General features: G+C 72.0%; 21 protein-coding genes. 12 read left to right on the top strand and 9 right to left on the bottom strand.

Annotated elements, in window-relative coordinates; translation table 11 throughout:
- The first annotated feature begins 7 nt into the window (after positions 1-7).
- Positions 8-604 carry an SRPBCC domain-containing protein gene (locus AC21LY_RS07585; RefSeq protein ID WP_489045790.1) on the top strand — a complete coding sequence of 199 codons (597 nt, stop codon included), beginning with the start codon at positions 8-10 and terminating at the stop codon, positions 602-604.
- Here the strand turns inward: AC21LY_RS07585 and AC21LY_RS07580 are convergent.
- Positions 582-1064: an FAS1-like dehydratase domain-containing protein gene (locus tag AC21LY_RS07580; protein WP_489045789.1), complete on the bottom strand. Its 483-nt coding sequence runs from the start codon at positions 1062-1064 to the stop codon at positions 582-584. The genes AC21LY_RS07585 and AC21LY_RS07580 overlap by 23 nt on opposite strands.
- Positions 1061-1678, bottom strand: a complete 618-nt coding sequence (locus AC21LY_RS07575; protein WP_489045788.1) for a TetR/AcrR family transcriptional regulator — start codon at positions 1676-1678, stop codon at positions 1061-1063. The genes AC21LY_RS07580 and AC21LY_RS07575 overlap by 4 nt, the downstream gene beginning before the upstream one ends.
- A gap of 169 nt (positions 1679-1847) precedes the next feature.
- On the opposite strand from AC21LY_RS07575, the gene AC21LY_RS07570 reads away from it, so the two are divergent.
- The 10 genes from AC21LY_RS07570 to AC21LY_RS07525 all read left to right on the top strand — a co-directional run bounded on the left by AC21LY_RS07570 (position 1848) and on the right by AC21LY_RS07525 (position 11775).
- On the top strand, positions 1848-2918 hold the full coding sequence (locus tag AC21LY_RS07570) for a beta-ketoacyl-ACP synthase 3 (protein WP_489045787.1): 1071 nt from the start codon (positions 1848-1850) through the stop codon (positions 2916-2918).
- Positions 2915-3991 (top strand): precorrin-3B synthase, encoded by a 1077-nt coding sequence (locus AC21LY_RS07565; RefSeq protein WP_489045984.1) that lies wholly within the window; start codon positions 2915-2917, stop codon positions 3989-3991. Before AC21LY_RS07570 ends, AC21LY_RS07565 begins: the two co-directional genes overlap by 4 nt.
- Before the next feature lie 9 nt (positions 3992-4000).
- Positions 4001-4633 carry a precorrin-8X methylmutase gene (locus AC21LY_RS07560; protein ID WP_489045786.1) on the top strand — a complete coding sequence of 211 codons (633 nt, stop codon included), beginning with the start codon at positions 4001-4003 and terminating at the stop codon, positions 4631-4633.
- Positions 4630-6126, top strand: a complete 1497-nt coding sequence (locus tag AC21LY_RS07555) for a precorrin-2 C(20)-methyltransferase (protein WP_489045785.1) — start codon at positions 4630-4632, stop codon at positions 6124-6126. The genes AC21LY_RS07560 and AC21LY_RS07555 overlap by 4 nt, the downstream gene beginning before the upstream one ends.
- On the top strand, positions 6126-6416 hold the full coding sequence (locus AC21LY_RS07550; RefSeq protein ID WP_489045784.1) for a DUF1330 domain-containing protein: 291 nt from the start codon (positions 6126-6128) through the stop codon (positions 6414-6416). Before AC21LY_RS07555 ends, AC21LY_RS07550 begins: the two co-directional genes overlap by 1 nt.
- A 79-nt stretch (positions 6417-6495) precedes the next feature.
- The gene (locus tag AC21LY_RS07545) at positions 6496-7341 is read left to right on the top strand and encodes a helix-turn-helix domain-containing protein (RefSeq protein ID WP_489045783.1); all 846 of its coding nucleotides are present in this window, start codon (positions 6496-6498) and stop codon (positions 7339-7341) included.
- Between the two features lie 94 nt (positions 7342-7435).
- Positions 7436-8344, top strand: coding sequence for an alpha/beta hydrolase (locus tag AC21LY_RS07540; RefSeq protein WP_489045782.1), 909 nt, complete (start codon positions 7436-7438; stop codon positions 8342-8344).
- A complete protein-coding gene (locus AC21LY_RS07535; RefSeq protein WP_489045781.1) occupies positions 8341-9549 on the top strand; it encodes an MFS transporter in 1209 nt (402 codons plus the stop codon). The genes AC21LY_RS07540 and AC21LY_RS07535 overlap by 4 nt, the downstream gene beginning before the upstream one ends.
- A gap of 56 nt (positions 9550-9605) precedes the next feature.
- Positions 9606-10037, top strand: coding sequence for a PPOX class F420-dependent oxidoreductase (locus AC21LY_RS07530; RefSeq protein ID WP_489045780.1), 432 nt, complete (start codon positions 9606-9608; stop codon positions 10035-10037).
- Positions 10038-10161: 124 nt separating this feature from the next.
- Positions 10162-11775: an HNH endonuclease signature motif containing protein gene (locus AC21LY_RS07525; RefSeq protein ID WP_489045779.1), complete on the top strand. Its 1614-nt coding sequence runs from the start codon at positions 10162-10164 to the stop codon at positions 11773-11775.
- A 12-nt stretch (positions 11776-11787) separates the two neighbouring features.
- Here AC21LY_RS07525 and AC21LY_RS07520 read toward each other — a convergent pair whose 3' ends face one another.
- The 5 genes from AC21LY_RS07520 to AC21LY_RS07500 are packed head-to-tail and all read right to left on the bottom strand — an operon-like array spanning position 11788 to position 15860.
- Entirely contained in the window at positions 11788-12375 is a 588-nt protein-coding gene (locus AC21LY_RS07520; RefSeq protein WP_489045778.1) for a cysteine hydrolase family protein, read from the bottom strand.
- A 50-nt stretch (positions 12376-12425) separates the two neighbouring features.
- On the bottom strand, positions 12426-13175 hold the full coding sequence (locus AC21LY_RS07515; RefSeq protein ID WP_489045777.1) for a cobalt-precorrin-6A reductase: 750 nt from the start codon (positions 13173-13175) through the stop codon (positions 12426-12428).
- Entirely contained in the window at positions 13172-13942 is a 771-nt protein-coding gene (gene cobM / locus AC21LY_RS07510; protein WP_489045776.1) for a precorrin-4 C(11)-methyltransferase, read from the bottom strand. Before cobM ends, AC21LY_RS07515 begins: the two co-directional genes overlap by 4 nt.
- Positions 13939-15081 carry a precorrin-6y C5,15-methyltransferase (decarboxylating) subunit CbiE gene (gene cbiE, locus AC21LY_RS07505; protein WP_489045775.1) on the bottom strand — a complete coding sequence of 381 codons (1143 nt, stop codon included), beginning with the start codon at positions 15079-15081 and terminating at the stop codon, positions 13939-13941. Before cbiE ends, cobM begins: the two co-directional genes overlap by 4 nt.
- Entirely contained in the window at positions 15078-15860 is a 783-nt protein-coding gene (locus AC21LY_RS07500) for an SDR family NAD(P)-dependent oxidoreductase (RefSeq protein WP_489045774.1), read from the bottom strand. The genes cbiE and AC21LY_RS07500 overlap by 4 nt, the downstream gene beginning before the upstream one ends.
- Before the next feature lie 22 nt (positions 15861-15882).
- Here AC21LY_RS07500 and AC21LY_RS07495 point away from each other — a divergent pair, with 22 nt between their 5' ends.
- The gene (locus AC21LY_RS07495; RefSeq protein ID WP_489045773.1) at positions 15883-16272 is read left to right on the top strand and encodes a pyridoxamine 5'-phosphate oxidase family protein; all 390 of its coding nucleotides are present in this window, start codon (positions 15883-15885) and stop codon (positions 16270-16272) included.
- A 28-nt stretch (positions 16273-16300) separates the two neighbouring features.
- On the opposite strand, the gene AC21LY_RS07490 is transcribed toward AC21LY_RS07495, so the two are convergent.
- Positions 16301-17770, bottom strand: a complete 1470-nt coding sequence (locus AC21LY_RS07490; RefSeq protein WP_489045772.1) for a sugar porter family MFS transporter — start codon at positions 17768-17770, stop codon at positions 16301-16303.
- 21 nt (positions 17771-17791) lie between these two features.
- Positions 17792-18919, bottom strand: a complete 1128-nt coding sequence (locus AC21LY_RS07485) for a M24 family metallopeptidase (RefSeq protein WP_489045771.1) — start codon at positions 18917-18919, stop codon at positions 17792-17794.
- Positions 18920-18921 lie beyond the last annotated feature (2 nt).

Genomic DNA, 18921 nt, shown 5'->3' with positions numbered 1-18921 from the left:
GCGAGACATGACGAACCCCGGCGAGGATCGGATGGGCGAAGTGCTGCGCGACGGCGATCGGCTGGCGCTGCGATACCGGAGGCGACTGGCGCACGCTCCCGAGAAGGTGTGGCGGGCGTTGACCGAATCGGACGATCTGCGGCATTGGTTCCCGGCGGACATCGTCGGCGAGCGTCGCGCAGGTGCGCGGGTGCTCCTGCCGTTCTGGCCGGACGGCGCCGAGGAGAGCCTTGCGACGTTGGTAGAAGCAGGTGTCGACATCACCCACATGGACATGGACGAGGTGCTGCCGGGCGAGATTCGCGCCTGGGAGCCGCCCTCTCTGTTCGAGTTCGTCTGGGGTAATCCGGACGGCCCGGCCGACATCCTCCGGTTCGAGCTCGTGCCGGACGCCGCCGGTACGTTACTGGTGTTCACGACGTGGCCCGGTGAGCCCGGACCGTTGGGGAACGCGGGGACCGCGGCGGGCTGGCACGCCTGCCTCGACGCGTTGCAGGCCCTGATCGACGGCGGCACGGTCGATGAACAGGGAACGCGAGAGATGTCGCACATGCGGGAGCGCTACGGCGCTCTGCTGGCCGCTACAGCACCGCCCCGTGCATGACGACGCCCCGCGAGGCCTCGTTCACGACGACGGTGCCCGCCTCGTCGTCTCCCGCGTAGGCGACGACGCTCGAGGTCTCGATCCGCACCTCGTCACCGACTCGCACGACACAGTCGACCGTGAACAGGTCGATCCCGGCCCGCGTGACGCGGTCGGCGATGCGAGCGCCCAGCGAGGCCACCTCACCCACCCGCATCGGCGTGACCTGCCGGACGGTCTGCGAGACGTGCAGGAGCCGGCTCACGGTGAAATCATCGATCTGCTCGGCGAGCAATCGCGCCGCGACCTTGAAGACCGGATCGGCGACGATCAGCGGTGGCACGGGAGTCCCGTGCGGAAGCGCCCGGCTGTCCCCGTAGGGCACGTGCGGGGAGCGCGTCGCCCGGCCGTACGCCCGGAGGCTCTCGGAGTCGACGACGTAGCAGTCGGCGACCCAGTGCGTGTACTCGACATCCGTCATTCGGCGACCGTAGCCCCGCACACCACGTCGGGTGCCGCCATCGTCAGCTCCAGCAGGGCCATCATCGAGTGGTAGACGTCGGTCAGCGGATAGATGTCCCGCGCCGCCCGGGCCCGCGCCACGGCGCCCTCGATCGAGCTCATGAAGACCGAGGCGAAGACGAGCGCGCCCCGCTCCTCCACTCCGTAGTCGACCAGGGCGGTCGCGAACCGGCGCTCGCACTCCGTGTACGCCGCCGTCGCGGCGTCCTGGACGCGCGGGGCACCGTCGGCCAGCGCGGCGGCGAGCAGCGGGCACCCGACCTGGAACTCGGAGCGGACCAGCACGCGCTTCCACAGCTCGATGAACCGGCCGATCCACTCCCGCGGCTCGCCCTTGCTCGTGGCGGCGTCGATGTAGCGGAGCAGGCGCCGGCCGGCGAGCGACGTGGAGGCCTCCACGAGCTCGGCCTTGCCGCCCGGGAAGTACTGGTAGAGCGAATTCTTCGAGGCCTGCGACTGCGCGGTGAGCTCGGCGAGACCGGCGTCCGCGAAGCCGTGGCGGCCCACCAGGTTCAGTGCGGTGTTGACCAATCGGACCCTTGGGCGCGGGCGCGGCTTGGGGGCGTCGGACATCGGGGCCGGACCCTCCTCGACTGAAGTGAAAGCGAACGGTCGCCGTGCGGTGGAGTACACCACACGGCGCTGCGGTGCTTGTTTGAACCGCTCGGTTCATGTTACCAATGACGAGTCGATGAACCGAATGGTTCATCGCAGTCTTCCCCTCGAACGGAGTACCTCACGCATGACCGCCCCCGCCCGGATCGCCGCGCCCGCCCCCGCTGAGCAGTCCAATGTCAGCTACCTCGGGATCGGCGCCTACCGTCCGCGGCGCGTCGTGCCCAATGCGGAGATCGTCGACGCGATCGAGTCGAGCGACGAGTGGATCAAGACCCGCTCCGGCATCGAGTCGCGGCACTTCGCCGAGGACGACGAGACCATCCTCCTGATGTCGGTCAAGGCCGCCGAGCGCGCCATCAAGGCCGCGGGCATCGACCCGCAGCTGGTCGACTGCGTCATCTCCGCGACCAACACCCGCCTCGAGCTGGGTCCGTCGCTCGCGCCGCAGATCGCCAAGGAGCTGGGCCGCGTCGGCATCCCCGCCTTCGACATCACCGCCGGCTGCTCCGGCTTCACCACGGCGGCGGCCGTCGGCACCGACCTCATCCGCGCCGGTACGGCCAAGTACGTGGTGGTCGTCGGCGTCGAGCGGCTGTCGGACCTGATCTCGCCCGAGGACCGCACCTGCGCGTTCATCTTCGCCGACGGTGCCGGCGCCGCCGTGCTCGGACCGTCGGAGGAGGTCGGCATCTCGCAGGTCTCGTGGGGCGCCGACGGCGACTTCACCACCGCGATCTACCAGGACAAGGACTTCGGCACCTACTTCGACGAGGTGCACGCCTACCGGGACGACACCGCCGGCACCGTCGAGGCGCCCGTGCGCCCGTTCCTCCGGATGGAGGGCCGCAAGGTCTTCCGCTGGGCCGCAACGGCGCTGCTCCCCGCGTGCCAGGAGGCGCTCAAGCTCGCCGGCCTGACCTCGACGGACATCGACGTCTTCGTCCCCCACCAGGCCAACCTCCGCATCACCCAGGTGCTGATCAAGGCGCTCGAGCTCCGCGACGACTGCGTCATCGCCGAGGACATCGTCACCACCGGCAACACCTCGGCCGCGTCGATCCCGCTCGCCGTGGAGGAGCTGCTGCGCACCGGGAAGGCCAAGCCCGGCCAGACCGCGCTGGTGATGGCCTTCGGCTCCGGCCTCGCCTATGCGGGCCACGTGATCACCCTCCCGCCGGTCCACTTCGAGGACTGATCCTCCTGCCGCCGAAGCAGCCCGACGCCTGCCCGGGTGTCCTCCGTCCGCACGCCGCGGCCGACGGTGCCCTGGTCCGCGTCCGGCTGCCCGGCGGCGCCGCCCTGCCCGAGCAGCTGGACCTCCTCGCCGACCTCGCCGCCGACGAGCCCCTCGAGTTGACCTCGCGCGGCAACGTCCAGATCCGGGGTGTCGCCGACCTCGGCGACGCCCGCGGGCGGCTGGGCGAAGCCGGGCTCCTGCCGTCGGAGACGCATGAGCGGGTCCGCAACATCGTCGCCTCGCCCCAGTCCGCCGAGCTTCGCGCGGCCGCCGCCGAGCTCGACCGGGCGCTCGTGGCGCGCCCCGGTCTCGCCGCGCTCCCCGGGCGGTTCCTGTTCGCGCTCGACGACGGCTCGCACGATGTCGCCGCGCTCGCCGCCGACGTCGAATCCCGCTGCGGCGTCCTCCATCTCGACGGCCGTCCGACGGACCTGCCCGGCACCGTCGACGTCCTGCTGGACGCGGCCGGCGCCTTCCTCGACCTGCGTGCCGACGAGTGGCGCCTGCGGGAGCTGCCCGACGGTGCCGCGCGCGTCGCCGCCGCGCTGGGCGGAACCCTGGCCGGCGCGCGCACGGTCCCCGCGCCCCCGTCGCCTCCGCCGGTCGGTTGGTTCGATCGGCCCGACGGCACGGTCACCCTCGGCATGGGCGTCCCACTCGGCCGGCTCGACCCGAGGACCGCGCGGTTCGTCGCCGCCGTGGACCATCCGATCACCATCACGCCGTGGCGGACGCTGCACCTGCACGGCCTCGACGAGGGGCGCGCGGAGACGGTGGTGCGCGTCCTCGCGCCGATGGGCCTGATCTTCGACGCCGCGTCCCCGCTGCTGCGGATCAGCGCATGCGTCGGGGATCACGGTTGCGCTCGCGCGCAGGGCGACTCGCTCGGCCGTGCCGCGGAGCTGGCCGCGGAGATCGGCGCGGACGAGCGCGTGCACGTGGTGGCGTGCGAGCGCGGCTGCGGTGCGCCGTCGGGCGAACACCGGCGGGTGGTCGTCACCCCGGACCGCCCCGGCGAGCGCGACGAATAGACTTCCCGGGTGCACGACTACCTCACCGACGGCGCCGAGATCTACCGGCGCTCGTTCGCCACGATCCGCGCGGAGGCCGACCTGACGTCGCTCGCCGCCGACGCGGAGACCGTGGCGGTCCGGATGATCCACGCCGCCGGGCAGACCGACCTCGACCGCGACATCCGCCTCTCCCCCGGTGCCGTCGCCGCCGGACGGGCCGCGCTCCGCGCCGGCGCACCGATCCTCGCCGACGCGAACATGGTGGTGCACGGCGTGACCCGTGCCCGGTTGCCCGTCGACAACGAGGTGCTCTGCCTGCTGCGCGACCCGCGGGTGCCGGCGCTCGCGGCGGAGATCGGGAACACCCGCAGCGCCGCGGCCCTGCAGCTGTGGGGCGAGCGGATGGCCGGCGCCGTCGTCGCGATCGGCAACGCGCCCACGGCGTTGTTCCACCTCCTCGATCTGCTCGCCGATGGTGCGCCGAAACCCGCTGTGATCGTGGGGATCCCGGTCGGTTTCATCGGTGCCGCCGAATCCAAGGAGGCGCTGGTGGCGGAGGCCGCCGATCTCGGCGTCGAGTACATCACCGTGCTGGGCCGCCGCGGCGGCAGCGCGATCACGGCGGCGGCGCTCAACGCGCTGGCGCGGGAGGAGCTGTGACGGGGATCCTGTACGGCGTGGGCGTGGGGCCCGGTGACCCCGAACTGGTGACGGTGAAGGCGGCGCGACTCATCGCCGAGGCGGATGTGGTGGCGTATCACAGTGCGCGGCACGGTCGCTCGAATGCGCGGGCGTGCGCGGCCCCCTACCTGCGCGAGGGGCAGACCGAGATACGGCTGATGTACCCGGTGACCACCGAGACGACCGACCATCCCGGCGGCTATCGCGGCGCGCTCGACGACTTCTACGCCGCCGCCGCGGAGGAGCTCGCCGCGCACCTCGCCGCCGGCCGCACCGTGGTGCTGCTCGCCGAGGGCGATCCGATGTTCTACAGCTCCTACATGCACATGCACAAGCGGCTGCGCGATCGCTTCGAGTGCGTCGTCGTCCCCGGCGTCACCTCCGTCAGCGCCGCGGCGGCCGCCACCGGCGTCCCGCTCGTCGAGGCCGACGAGGTGCTCACCATCCTGCCCGGCACACTGCCCGAGCCCGAGCTGCGCCGCCGCCTCGCCGACACCGACGCCGCCGCGATCATGAAGCTGGGCAGGACCTTTCCGACGGTGCGCGGGGCACTGCGGAACGCGGACCGCGACGGTGCGGCCTGGTACGTCGAGCGCGCCAGCCGCGCCGACGAGCGGGTGCTGGCGGTGGACGACGTGAGTGCCGAGGACGTCCCGTACTTCGCCACCGTCCTCGTGCCCGGCCGGATCAACGCGCCCACGGCACCGTCGAACCCCGGCGGCGAGGTCGTCGTGGTCGGCCTGGGCCCCGGTGACGAGGCCTGGACCACGCCCGAGGTGCGGCACGAGCTCGCGGAGGCGACCGACATCGTCGGCTATCAGACCTATACCGACCGCGTGTGTCCGCGACCCGGGCAGCGCGTGCACGCCTCCGACAACCGGGTCGAGGCCGAACGCGCGCGGCACGCGCTCTCGCTGGCGGCCGACGGATCTCGCGTCGCGGTGGTCAGCTCCGGCGATCCGGGGGTGTTCGCGATGGCCTCCGCCGTGGCGGAGGTCGCGGCGGAACCAGCCTTCCACGCCGTGCGGGTGCGCGTACTGCCCGGCATGACGGCGGCGAACGCGGTGGCCAGCCGGGTGGGCGCCCCACTGGGCCACGACTACGCGGTGCTCTCGCTCTCGGACTACCTCAAGCCCTGGGAGGTCATCGAGGAGCGCCTGCGCGCCGTCGCCGCCGCGGACCTCGCGCTCGCCGTGTACAACCCGGCGTCGAAGACGCGCCGCGAGCAGCTCCATCGGATGCGCGAGGTGTTGCTCGAGGTCCGCGCACCCGAGACGGTCGTCATCGTCGGACGGGCCGTCGGCTCGCCCGAGGAGTCGGTGACGGTGACCACCCTCGGCGACCTGGATTCGGAGCAGGTGGACATGCGCTGCCTGCTCATCATCGGGTCCTCGCGCACCGAGGTCACCGAACGCTCCGGCGGCCGGATCGTGCACACTCCCCGTAGGTACCTCACAGAAGGAGACAGATGATGGCCAAGGCGTACTGGATCGCGTTCTACCAGGAGATCAAGGACCCCGAGAAGATGGCCGAGTACGCCCGGATCGGCGGGCCGGCGATCACCGAGGCCGGCGGGCGGTTCATCGTCCGCGGCCAGGCCGCCGTCGCCTACGAGGCGGGAAAGATCGAGCGCACCACCGTGATCGAGTTCGACAGCCTTGAGCAGGCCGTGGCCGCGCACGACTCGCCCGCCTACCAGGAGGCGCTCGCCGCCCTCGGCGACGGAGCCGTCCGCGAGATCCGCATCTGCGAGGGTTCCTGAGCTGCGCTGATCGGTGTCTTCGGAGCCTGCCCCTCGCAGGGGCAGGCAACCGCGCCGGAAGTCGGCCAGACTCGGATACATGATCGATGAGACCGCCCCGACACTCGGCTCCTTCCTCCGGTCCCGCCGCGCGGCGGTGGACGCCGACGACCTCGGCCTGGCCACCTACGGCCGCCGCCGCGTCCCCGGGCTGCGCCGCGAGGAGTTGGCCGACCTCGCCGGGGTGTCGGTCAACTACCTGACCCGCCTCGAACAGGGCGCCGCCGGTAACCCCTCCGACGAGGTCCTCAGCGCGCTCGCCCGGGCCCTGCGGCTCAGTGAGGTCGAGCGCCTGCACCTGCTCGAACTGGCGCATCCCTCCGGTGAGGGCGCCGCGCCGATCGACCGCCACGGTGCCGGATTCACGGGCGTCCGGCAACTCGTGGATGCGATGGATACGCCCGCAGTGGTGCTCTCCCGCAACCAGGACGTCCTGGCGTGGAACCGCCTCGGCAACGCCGTTCTCGCCCCGCACGTCCCGTTCGAGGACCTGCACGCCGACCCGCCGCCGAACAAGGTGCGGCAGACCTTCCTCGACCCCGAGGTGCGCTCGCTCTACGTCGATTGGGAGCACGAGGCCGAGCTCGCCGTCGCCTCGCTCCGCTGGGTCGCAGCCCAGTTCCCCGGCGATCCGGCGCTGCGCCGCCTGCTCGGAGAACTCGTGCTCGACCGCGACTTCGCCCGCCTCTGGGCACTGCAGGCCGTCGAACTGTGCACCAGCGGGCTCAAGCAGTTCCGCCATCCCTGGGTGGGCCGGCTCGACCTCTGTTACCAGATGCTGCACCTCCCCGAGTCCGACGGTGCCCGCATGATCGCCTTCAGCGCCGCCCCCGGCAGCCCGCACGACGACGCGCTCACCCTGCTCCGGCACCGCGTCGCCGGCTGAAACGCCCCCTCTCCCTTCACCACACACACCTAGCCAGCAGCGTCACCGGGACGCGACTCCCGGCGATTCGTGCTGCCCGAAAGACGAGGACTCCATGCCCCTGCACGCCCAGGCCGCCGCGCATCTCGCCGCGACGGCGGATGCCGCTCCCCTGCACACCCTCTCCGTTCCCGATGCGCGGCGCGCCCTGCGCGGTTACCTCGACCTGCAGCGACCCGCGGTCGCCATCGAGGACGTGCGGCACACGTACATCGTCGGGCAGGGATCATCACTGCCCGTGCGCATCTACCGCGATGGTCCGCCGGGCGGGCCGGTGATCCTCATGCTGCACGGCAGCGGATTCGTCGCCGCCGACATCGAGCTCAGCGACGAGCCCGCTCGCCTCCTCGCCCGGGAGACGGGCGCGACCGTCGTCACCGTCGACTACCGAAAGTCGCCCGAGCATCCCTACCCCGCCGCCCTGGAGGACGCGGCGGCCGCACTGGACTGGATCGCCTCCGGCGCGCTCGACGTGGACGTCGAACGAATCGCCGTCGTGGGCGACAGTGCCGGCGGAACTCTCACCGCCGCACTGGTGCAGCGGGTCCGGGACCGGGGCGGTCCGCGGGTGGCTGCGCACGCCGTCCTCTACCCGCCGCTGCGGCCCGGCGACTACGACCCGATGCTGCCCGGCGAGGTGGGACTCTCCCCCGAGGACATGGACTGGTTCTGGCGCCAGTACCTGCCCGACGGTGCCGCCCCACCCGGCGCCGCCCCGCTCGACGCCGACGATTTCAGCGGCCTGCCTCCGGCATTCGTCGCGACCGCCGAGTACGACGTGCTCCGCGGCCACGGCATCCGCTACGCCGGCGCCCTGCGGGACGCCGGGGTCGCCGTGACCGCCGTCGACTACCCCGGCACGCTGCACGGCTTCTACTGGATGGACGCCGTTCTCGACGCCGCCACCGACCTCCAGCGCGACCTGGCCGCCTGGCTCCGCACGACCCTGAACGGAACACGATGACCACCACCACGCACCGTCGCCTGCACCCCGGACTGCTCGCCCTCGCCATGGGCGGCTTCGGGATCGGGCTCACGGAGTTCTCCATCACCGGGCTGCTCACCGACGTCGCGGCCGATCTCGGAGTGAGCATCCCCGTCGCCGGCGGCCTGGTCACCGGGTACGCGCTCGGCGTCGTGGTCGGCGCCTTCACGGTGACCCTCGCGCTGGTGTCCCGGCCGCCCAAGACCGCGCTGCTGATCCTGTTGGCGCTCTTCGTCGCCGGAAACGCACTCTCGGCCGCGGGCCCGACGTACGAGCTGGTCATGGCGGGCCGGATCCTCGCGGCCCTGTGCCACGGCGGCTTCTTCGGAATCGGAGCGGTCCTGGCGGCCAGGCTCGTCACGCCCGACCGGCAGGCCTCCGCGATCGCGCTCATGTTCGCCGGGCTCACCGTCGCGAACGTGCTCGGCGTCCCCGCCGGCACGGCGCTCGGGCACCGCTTCGGCTGGCGCGCAACGTTCGTCGCGGTCGCACTGATCGGGCTGGTGGCGATGGCGGCGATCGCCGCGCTGGTGCCGACTGTCCCCGCCGAGACGACCTCGGTCCGCACCCAGCTCCGGGTCCTGCTCCGTCCTTCGATCTGGATCGCCTGCGGTGTCACGGCTTTCGTCTTCGGCGGGCTGTTCGGTGCCTTCACCTACGTCGAGCCGCTGCTGCGCGGGGTGTCCGGGTTCGGCACCGCGGCGATCCCGTGGCTCCTGGTGCTCTTCGGCCTCGGCCTATTCGCCGGCAACCTCGTGGGCGGCCGCGCCGCCGACCGGAACGCCGACCGGGCGCTGCTCACGTTCTCGGCGATCCTGCCGATCGGGATCGCGGCGGTGGCGGTATTCTCCGGGTCCAAGCCGCTCGTCGCCGTGTCGCTCGCCGTGATGGGGCTCGTCGGCTTCGCGACGGTTCCTGCCCTGCAGCTGCGGGTGCTGCGCAATGCCGGCACCGCGACGCTCATCGCGTCGTCGGCCAACATCGCCGCCTTCAATCTCGGCAACGCCGTGGGCGCGCAGCTGGGCGGCATGGGGATCAGCGCCGGCGGCGGTCCGACCTCCCCGGTGTGGATCGGCGTCGCCCTCAGTGGTGCCGGTGCCCTGCTCGCCGCCGCGAGCATCGCGTGGGAGCGCCGGCACCGGGAGTCGCTGCCCGACGCCGCGCTCGAGCGTGTGACGGCCTGACCGCGACGCCCCGTCGGGCCCGGAACACCCGGGCCCGACGGGGCGTTGGACGGGGCATGACACCCGCACCGTTCGATCCCCGCACGCTCATCGCCGACAGTCGCATCGGCGTCCTCGCGACGCTCCGGGCGAGCGGCATGCCACAGCTCTCCCCCGTCACGACGGTGTACGACGCGGACGGTGACCGGATCCTGGTGTCGATGACGGCCGGCCGGGCCAAGGAGGCCAATCTGCGCCGCGATCCCCGCGCGGCGATCGAGTTCACCAGCGCCGACGGCTACACCTGGGCGACCGCCGAGGGCACCGCCATTCTGATCGGCCCGTCCACCGATCCCGACGGACCCGAGGTGGACGCGCTGGTCGACTATTACCGCCAGGGTGCCGGCGAGCACCCGGACTGGCGCGAGTACCGCGAGGTCATGGTCGCGGACCGGCGAGTGCTGCTCGTCCTCCAGATCACCCACACCTACGGCGCCAAGCTGCGCTGACCGGGCCAGACCGGCGAACGTGCTCAAGGGGCCACTGTATCGAACTAGTTATCGATTTAGATGCTTCGACAGTTGGCGCTATCTCGAACATCGGCGTAGGATGGAGGGAACGGAGGGAGGGGCGATGAGCAGTACTACCTGCACCGCAGCCGAGTACATGGCCGCCGTGGAATCCTTCGAACACGCCGCCGAGACCCTCGCCGCCGCGGATCCCGTCCTACTCGACTCCCAAACAGTCCTCAACGCGCTGGGCCGGTTGGAGACCGCCGCCCGGAAGGTCCCCTACACCCAGCACGCACTGACCCAGGTCGCCGTCGAACAGGGCCTGCCCGCCCAACTCGGCTACACCGGCATCCGGGAACTGCTCACCCAACGACTGCGGCTCGCCGGCTCCGAAGCCCGCGACCGCATCCACGGCGCCCGGGACCGCGCACCCCGACACATCCACGGCGAACCACCCGAGCCACGGTTCCCGCTCGTGGCCGACGCCCAGCGGGACGGAACCATCTCCGACCGGCACGCAGGCGTGATCGAGCGGATCTTCCTCAGTTGCCGCAGGACCATCAGGCCGGATCAGGCGGCGATCCTCGAAGACGTCCTTGTCACCGCGGCCGCGGACGTGCCACCCGAAGATCTCCATGTGATCGGTAAGCGGGCGCTGGCCTACCTCGATCCCGACGGCACCGAACCCAACAGCGAGACCATCGACCGGGCCCGCGGCCTGCACCTGGGCAAGCAGGACGACGACCTGATGTCCGGCCTCGAGGGCGATCTCTCCCCCGAAGGGCGTGCGTTGCTGGAGACCATCCTGGACAAACTCGCCCGCCCCGGGGTGAACAACCCCGACGACGCCGACAACCCGGTCGATCCCGCAGATCAGGACGCCGTCCGCGCGGCGGCCAAGCGGGACAAGCGGACCACCGCGCAGCGCAACCACGACGCCCTCATCACCGCCCTTCGAGCGGCGATCACCTCCGGCGCTCTGGGACAGCACCGCGGCACCGCGTGCGTGCCGATCATCACCCTCACCATCGACCAGGTCGAAACCGAAACCGGGATCGCGACCACCGCCACCGGCGGCCGCATGCCCGTCGACGACGCCCTGCGGATGATGGGCGCCAACCCCCGGTACGTGCTGGTCCTGGATCTGCAGTCGCGGCCGCTGTTCCTCGGACGGGAGAAGCGACTCGCCACCCCGGATCAGCGGATCGCGCTCTACGGCTCCGAGAAGGGCTGCACCGCACCCGGCTGCGACGCCCCCGCCACCCGCTGCCAGGTCCACCACATCACACCCTGGGTCGACGGCGGCGCCACCGACATCACCTGCCTGACTCTCGCCTGCGACAAACACCACGGAAAAATCACCCCCGACACCAAAGATTTCCCCCGAGGGTGGGACACCATCACCCTCCGCGACGGGCCCTACAGCGGTCGCACCGGCTGGCGACGCACCGCCGACCCCACCGGCCAGTATCAGGTGAACCACAAACACCACGCGGATGAGCTGTACCGCCACGCCCTCCAACGCTGGCTACAACGCCGCGCCGACCTCATCAACCTCTGGCACACCGAAGAACTCCGCGTGCAGTACCAGAACGTCGTCGGCAGCATCTACGACGACATCACCGCCATCCTCGACAGCCCCCACGGCCCACCCCTCCTGGAAGCCCTCCTCGCCGAACACGACGCAGAAACCGACTGGGAAGCACGCCACATCCCACTCGACGACGCGGCATGACACCGCGAGCGGTCAGCCGGCGCGGAAGCGGGTGAGGGCCTCGACGGCGGTGACGCGGCCGGCGGTCGCGAGGTCCAGGTTCGCCAGCGATGCTGCGTGCACGGACGGATCGGCGGCCGCTACGCAGTCCTCGACCACGTGCATGACGAGCCCGAGATCGGTGCCGTGCCGGGCGGTCTGCTCGACGGTGAGGTTGGTAGCGACTCCGGTGAGGTAGAGCGTGTCGATCCCGTGCTCGGCGAGCCATTCCGTGGCGGGGCCGGCGAGCCCCGAAAGGCGCTGGTTGTCGTAGACCGCGGTCGGCTGATCCGCCATCGCGTCGATGATCCGCGCACCCGGGGCATCCGGGCGGAAGGACTCCTGCGCATCGCCGACCGCCTGCATGAACGCGGTGTTCCGCACCAGATCGCCCTCTCCCTCCGGCACGGTGAACCGGGTGAAGATCACCGGCACGCCCGCCGCGAGCGCAGCGTCGTGAAAGGCCGCGGCCCGGTCCACGACGCCGGACTCCGCGACGGGCGCGGCCAGCATGGGGCCGAAGAATCCCTCCGGCTCGATCACGTTCACCTGCCAGTGCAGGGCGAGAACAGCAGTGGTCATCGCCCGATCATGCCAAGGTCGCGTAGCCGGCCGCAGGAACTCGGCGGCTCTCAGTGCGCTGCTCGGGTGATCAGGTGCGCGTAGGCAGCGGCGGCGGTGGGCACCGTCGGGACGCCGGCCGGACGGGACGGGCGGTCGACGACCACCACCTCGATCCCGCGCTCGCGGGCGGCGGCGAGCTTCGCGGAGACCAGGTCTCCGCCGCTGTTCTTGGTCACCAGTACGTCGATCGCGTGCTCGCGCAGCAGTTCCCGCTCAGACTCGACGGTGTACGGGCCACGGTCCCGGAGCAACTCGTGCCGCTGCGGGAGCGGGCCCGACGGTGCGTCGACGACCCTGATCAGGAACCACCAGTCGTCGAGCCCGGTGAACTCGTGCGCGTCCTGCCGCCCGGTGGTCAGCATCGCCCGTCCGCCGTCCCGCCCCGCCAGAACCCGGGCCGCGGCGGCCACCGTCGGGACCCGGGTCCACGCGTCGCCCTCGCCCGGAAGCCACTCCGGACGGACCAGCGCGAGAAGCGGCACCCCCGCGGTCTCCGCGGCGGCAGCGGCGTTGCGGGAGATGGTGGCGGCAAACGGATGGGTGGCGTCGACGAGCACGTCGATGCCGGCGGCCACCAGGAAGGAGCGCAGGCCCGACGGTCCGCCGAACCCCCCGATCCGTGTCTCCCCCACCGGCAGGCGCGGATTCGCGACCCGTCCGGCCAGCGAGCTGAGCACGGAGAACCGCGGGTCCTTGTGCAGCAGCTGCGCCAGCTCCCGGGCCTCGGCGGTGCCGCCCAGCACCAGCACCCGGGTCAATGGCTCGCCCCCGGCGCGCGCAGCCGGCGCGCCGAGTACAGGTAGCTCTCCTCGACGGCGGCCGAGTCCGAGCCGGGATCGAGTACCTTCCCGACGAAGATCACCGCGGTCTTCGTGATGCCCTCGTCCGCGAGCCGCCGCGGTAGGTCCGCGAGCCGGCACCGCACGATCCGCTCGTCATCCCGGCTGGCGAAGGCCACCACCGCCACCGGGCAGTCGGCTCCGTAGTGCGGCAGGAGATCCGCGGTCAATGCCTCGGCCCGGTGCGCGGCCAGGTGCAGCGCGAGCGTCACCCCGGTCCGGGCCAGCGACGCGAGATCCTCGCCCGCGGGCATGTCCGTCGACAGCGTCGAGACACGGGTGATGAGCAGCGACTGGCCCACGCCGGGCACCGTCAGCTCCCGGCCCAGCGACGCGGCTGCGGCCGCGAACGCCGGTACGCCGGGAACGATCTCGTACGGGACGCCCGCCGCGTCGAGCCTGCGCGCCTGCTCCGTGAACGCGGAGTAGAGCGAGATGTCGCCCGAGTGCAGGCGCGCGACGTCGAGCCCGGCGACGTGCGCGGAGACCATCTCGTCGACGATGTCCGGCAACGGCATCCGCGCAGTGTCGATCAGCTTCACCCCGGGCGGGCAGCGGTCGAGCATCGATTGCGGCACCAGCGAGCCCGCGTACAGGCAGACGGTGCACCGTGCCAGGAGGTCCGCGCCGCGCAGGGTGAGCAGATCGGGGGCACCCGGTCCGGCACCGATGAAATAGACGGTCACGCTGCGCCTTTCACGAACACCCACTGCACGATCGGTCTGCGCGGCCGCCAGGCGGTGCCGCCGCCCAGGGGCTCCAGGTCCGAGACGGTCACGCTGCGCAGCTCCCCGCCGTACCGGGCCCGCAACGCCGCCGCCAGGGACTGCCCCTCGACGGTGACCGTGTTGGCCACCAGCCGACCGCCGGCGGGCAGCACGCCCACGCACGCCGCTGCCAGCGACTCCGAGAGCCCGCCGCCGATGAAGATCGCGTCGGGCACGGGCATCTCCGCGGTCAGCTCCGCCGTGTCGCCGACCACCAGCTCGAGCGGAACCCCCGCACGAGCCGCGTTGCGCGCCACCCGCTCGGCCCGGTCGGCGCGGCGTTCCACGGCGGCCACGGAGCCGCCGCCCTGCAGCGCCCACGTGATCCCCACCGAACCGGAGCCCGCGCCGAAGTCCCAGATCCACCCCGGCGTCGGACGCAGGGCGGCCACCGTCATCGCCCGGACATCCGCCTTCGTGATCTGGCCGTCGTGCTCGAACTCGAAGAGCTCGGCCGGCCCCGGCGGGTCGATCGCGATCACGTTGAGATCGTCGTACGTCGGGCCCGGCTGCCACGGCCGCACCTTCTCGCGGAAGCCGCCGAGCTGCTCGAGCACGGTCAGCTCCGCCGCCAGGCCCGCGTCGCGCAGCAGTTCCGCGACCGCCGCCGGGGTCGCCCCGGACTCGCTGAGCACGATGACCCGGCGCCCCGCACGCACCGCCTGGACCAGCGGCGACGGGTCGCGGGCCACGGCCGAGACCACCGTGACCTCCTCCGCCGGCCAGCGGAGCCTGGCGCACGCCAACGCGAACGAGGAGAAGTGCGGGATCACCGTCAGGTGCAGGTCGGGTCGCCGCCGGGCGATCGTCGCGCCGATGCCGTAGAACATCGGGTCGCCGCTGGCGAGCACGTGCACCCCGTCGGCGAGCTCGTCGATCGCGGGCAGGAGCGGCGACGGCCACGGCCGGGCCAGCTCGTCGCCGATCCCCTTCGGCAGGTACTCGAGCTGGCGCGGCGCACCGTAGATCACCGTCGCGTCGTCCATGAGCGTCCGGCGGGCGCGATCGGTGAGGCCGGGCCAGCCGTCGGCACCGATGCCGACCACCGTCACCGTCATCGCGGCATCCGGCGCCAGAGCGCCTGCGGGACGAACCGCAGCCCCGCGTAGAGGGGGCGCAGGACCGGCGGGATCCAGACGGTGCGCCGGCCGCGGCGCAGCGCGTGGACGGTCGCGTCCGCGACCTCCGGGGCGGTGCGGCTGAACGGCGCCGGGGTGACCCCGGAGGCCATCAGCTCCCGGGTCATCGCCCCGACGATGAAGCCGGGCCGGGCGAGCAGGACCTGAATGCCGGTGCCGTGCAGGGAATCCGTGAAGCCCTGGACGAAGCCGTCGAGGCCGGCCTTGGTGCTGCCGTAGACGAAGTTCGCCTTGCGCACCCGGACGCCCGCGACCGACGAGAAGGCGACGATCGCACCGCGGTCCGGCCGCGGCTCCTGGGCGCGTAGGAGCTTCGCCAGACCCAGCAGGATCGACACCTGCGCCACGTAGTCCGTCTGCGCGATCTGGACCGCGTGCGCGGGGTCCGCCTCGGCCCTGGCCTGGTCGCCGAGGATGCCGAAGGCGACGACGGCCACGCCGATGCGACCGAACCGGTCGGCGACCTCGTCGAGGAAGGCGGCGTGCCGCTCGGTGCGGTCGGCGTCGAACTCGATCGGGAAGACACCGGTGGCGCCGACCTCCCGGAGCGCGGCGATCTGCTCGTCGAGGTGCTCGGACCGCCGTGCCGCGAGGATCACGTCCCGGCCCGGGGCGATCCGGCGCGTGACCTCGAGGCCGACCTCGCTCCGCCCGCCCAGGAGGAGCACCGCACCGTCGGGAAGCCTGTCCGCACTCACCGCACCAGACTACGGTGGGGCGGTGCCCGAACTGAACGCCGACGCCCTCGCCTTCGTCACCGAGCGGCACCTCGCCACGCTCGCCACCCTGCGCGCCGACGGGACGCCGCACACCGTCGCGATCGCCTTCACCTACGACCCCGCGACGGGACGCGCGCGGGTCATCACCTCCGGCGACAGCCAGAAGGCCCGCAACGCCGCGCGGGGCGGGTACGCCGCCCTGACCCAGGTCGACGGTGCCCGCTGGCTCACCCTGGAGGGTCCGGCGCGGGTGCTGACCGACGCCGAGTCCGTCCGCGACGCGGAGGCGCGCTACGCGGTGCGGTACAGGCCGCCGCGGGAGAACCCGAAGCGCGTCGTGATCGAGATCGACGTCGCCCGGGTCCTGGGGTCCAGTGGGCTGCGGGCCTGAGCGGCCCGGGCACTGACGGGCGCGGCCGTCAGTGTCCGGGGTGGGTGATGCCCACCGCGGCGTCCATGTCCTCCAGCGTCTTGCCCTTGGTCTCGTTGACGAACCGCGCCACGAACAGGAACGACAGCACCGCGAAGGTGGCGTACATCGCGTACGCGAACACCAGGGAGAAGTCGGCCAGACCGGGGAAGGTCACCGTGATCAGCCAGTTGGCGGCCCACTGACCCGCTGCGGCGAGCGACAGCGCGGCCGCGCGGATCCGGTTCGGGAACATCTCGCCCAGCAGGACCCACACGACCGGACCCCAGCTCATGCCGAAGAAGACCACGAACAGGTTCGCGGCGACCAGGGCGATCGGTCCCCACGCGCCGTCGAGGTGCGGGGTGCCGTCGGCGCCCTCGGTGGCGGTGGAGAAGCACAGCGCCATGGTGGCGAGCGTGACGGCCATGCCGGCCGAGCCCACGAGGAGCAGGGGCTTGCGGCCGACCCGGTCCACGAGCAGGATCGCGACGATCGTGGTCGCGATGTTGACGACCGAGGTGAAGACGCTGATCTCGAACGAGGCGCTCTTGTCGAAGCCGACGGCCTGCCACAGCATCGTCGAGTAGTAGAAGATGACGTTGATGCCCACGAACTGCTGGAACACCGACAGCAGGAGGCCGACCCAGACGATCGGGTAGACCCGGCCCGCCGGGTTCTTCAGGTCCCGCCACGAGGGCTTCGTATCGCGCTCGAGGCTCTCCTGGATCCGGACGATGGTCAGGTCCAGGTTCTTCTCCCCGAACAGTAGCGTGAGCACCCGGCGGGCCTCGGGGATCCGGTGCGTGGCAACGAGGTAGCGCGGCGACTCGGGGATCGTGGTCGCGAGGATGCCGTAGACGACGGCGGGCACGGCCATGGACAGGAACATCCAGCGCCAGGCGTCGAGGCCGAGCCAGAGCGGGCTGGTGGCGTCGCCCGCGAGCTCCGCCAGGACGTAGTCCACCAGGAGGGCCAGGAAGATGCCCGAGACGATCGCGAGCTGCTGCAGCGAGCCGAGGCGGCCGCGGATCCGGGCGGGCGACGTCTCCGCGATGTACGCGGGGGCGATCACAGAGGCGATGCCGACGCCGACGCCGCCGATGACGCGGCCGATGACCAGCGTCACGACCTCGGGCGCCAGACCGGTGACGAAGGCGCTGACGAGGAACAGGACGGCCGCGATCTGCATGACCCGCAGCCGGCCGATCCGGTCGGCGATCCGGCCGGCGGTCATGGCGCCGGCGGCCGCGCCGAGGAGGGCCGAGGCGACGGCGAATCCGAGCACGGCGCCCTTGATCTCGAAGTCGCCCTCGATCGCACCGACGGCGCCGTTGATCACCGCGCTGTCGAAGCCGAAGAGGAGGCCGCCGAGGGCTGCGACGCATGCGATCTGAACGACGCGGCGACTCGAGTAGTCCTCGTCGTCACCGCCGTACTGGGGAACCTCGTCGGGCAGTGCGCCGCCGCCATGGGCCATGGTCTCTCCTCGGGGTCGTCTCTAGAGGATCATCAAGCTGTGCGGCCTGGTGTTGACTGGCTCACAGCCGTCCTCGGTGACGATGACGATATCCTCGATCCGCGCGCCCCATCGGTCACTGAAGTAGATTCCCGGCTCGATCGAGAAGGCCATGCCCGGTTCGACGGGAATGTCGTTTCCGGCGACGATGTAGGGCTCCTCGTGCACGGACAGTCCGATCCCGTGCCCGGTGCGGTGCAGGAAGAACTCCCCCAGACCGGCGCGGGCCAGGAGATCCCGTCCGGCGGCGTCGATCTCGTGCGCCGTCGCGCCCGGGCGCACCGCCTCGACCGAGGCCCGCTGCGCGCGCTCGAGCAGCGCGTACTGCTCGGCGGTCTCCGCGGACGGCTCCCCCATCGCGTAGGTGCGGGTGCAGTCGGAGTTGTAGCCGGAGGGCAGCGGCCCGCCGATGTCGACCACCACGATGTCGCCCGCCTCGATCACCCGGTCCGAGACCTCGTGATGCGGGTCCGCGCCGTGCGGGCCCGAGCCGACGATGACGAACGCCGCCTCGCTGTGGCCCTCCTCGACGATGGCGGCGGCGATGTCGTCGGCGACCTCCCGCTCGGTGCGCCCGACCGCGAGGATCTCCGGCACCCGGGCGTGCACCCGGTCGATGGCCGCTCCCGCCGCACGCAACTCCGCGATCTCCGCGGCGTCCTTGATCATCCGCAGCCGGCGCAGAACACCGGTCGCGAGCCGCACGCTCAGGCCCCGGTCCAGCAGGGGCACCAGGTGCAGCGCGGGCACCGCGTCGGCGACGGCCACCGTCGACGCCCCGGCGAGCGCGCCGAGGACGAGCTCGTAGGGGTCGTCACCGTCGACCCACGGCGAGACGGTGAGCTCGACGCCGGCGTCGCTGAGGCCCGGGACCGCGGAATCCTTGAGGATGGCCAGCTCGAGCCGCGGGACCACCAGCGTGAACCCGCTGTCGGTGATGACGAGGGCCGTCAGCCGCTCGAAGGACTCGCTGACGATGCCGGTCAGGTACGCGAGATCAGGGCCCGGAGTGATGACGAGCGGGGTGCCCGCCGCCGTCGCGAGCCCTTGGGCCTTGGTGAGTCGGGTCGCGTACACCGACACCGGAAACGCAGCGGGAAGGTCGTTCATAC

It is taken from the genome of Tsukamurella sp. II2bb (assembly GCF_057815145.1).
This window is presented reverse-complemented; position numbering and strand designations above follow the sequence as displayed.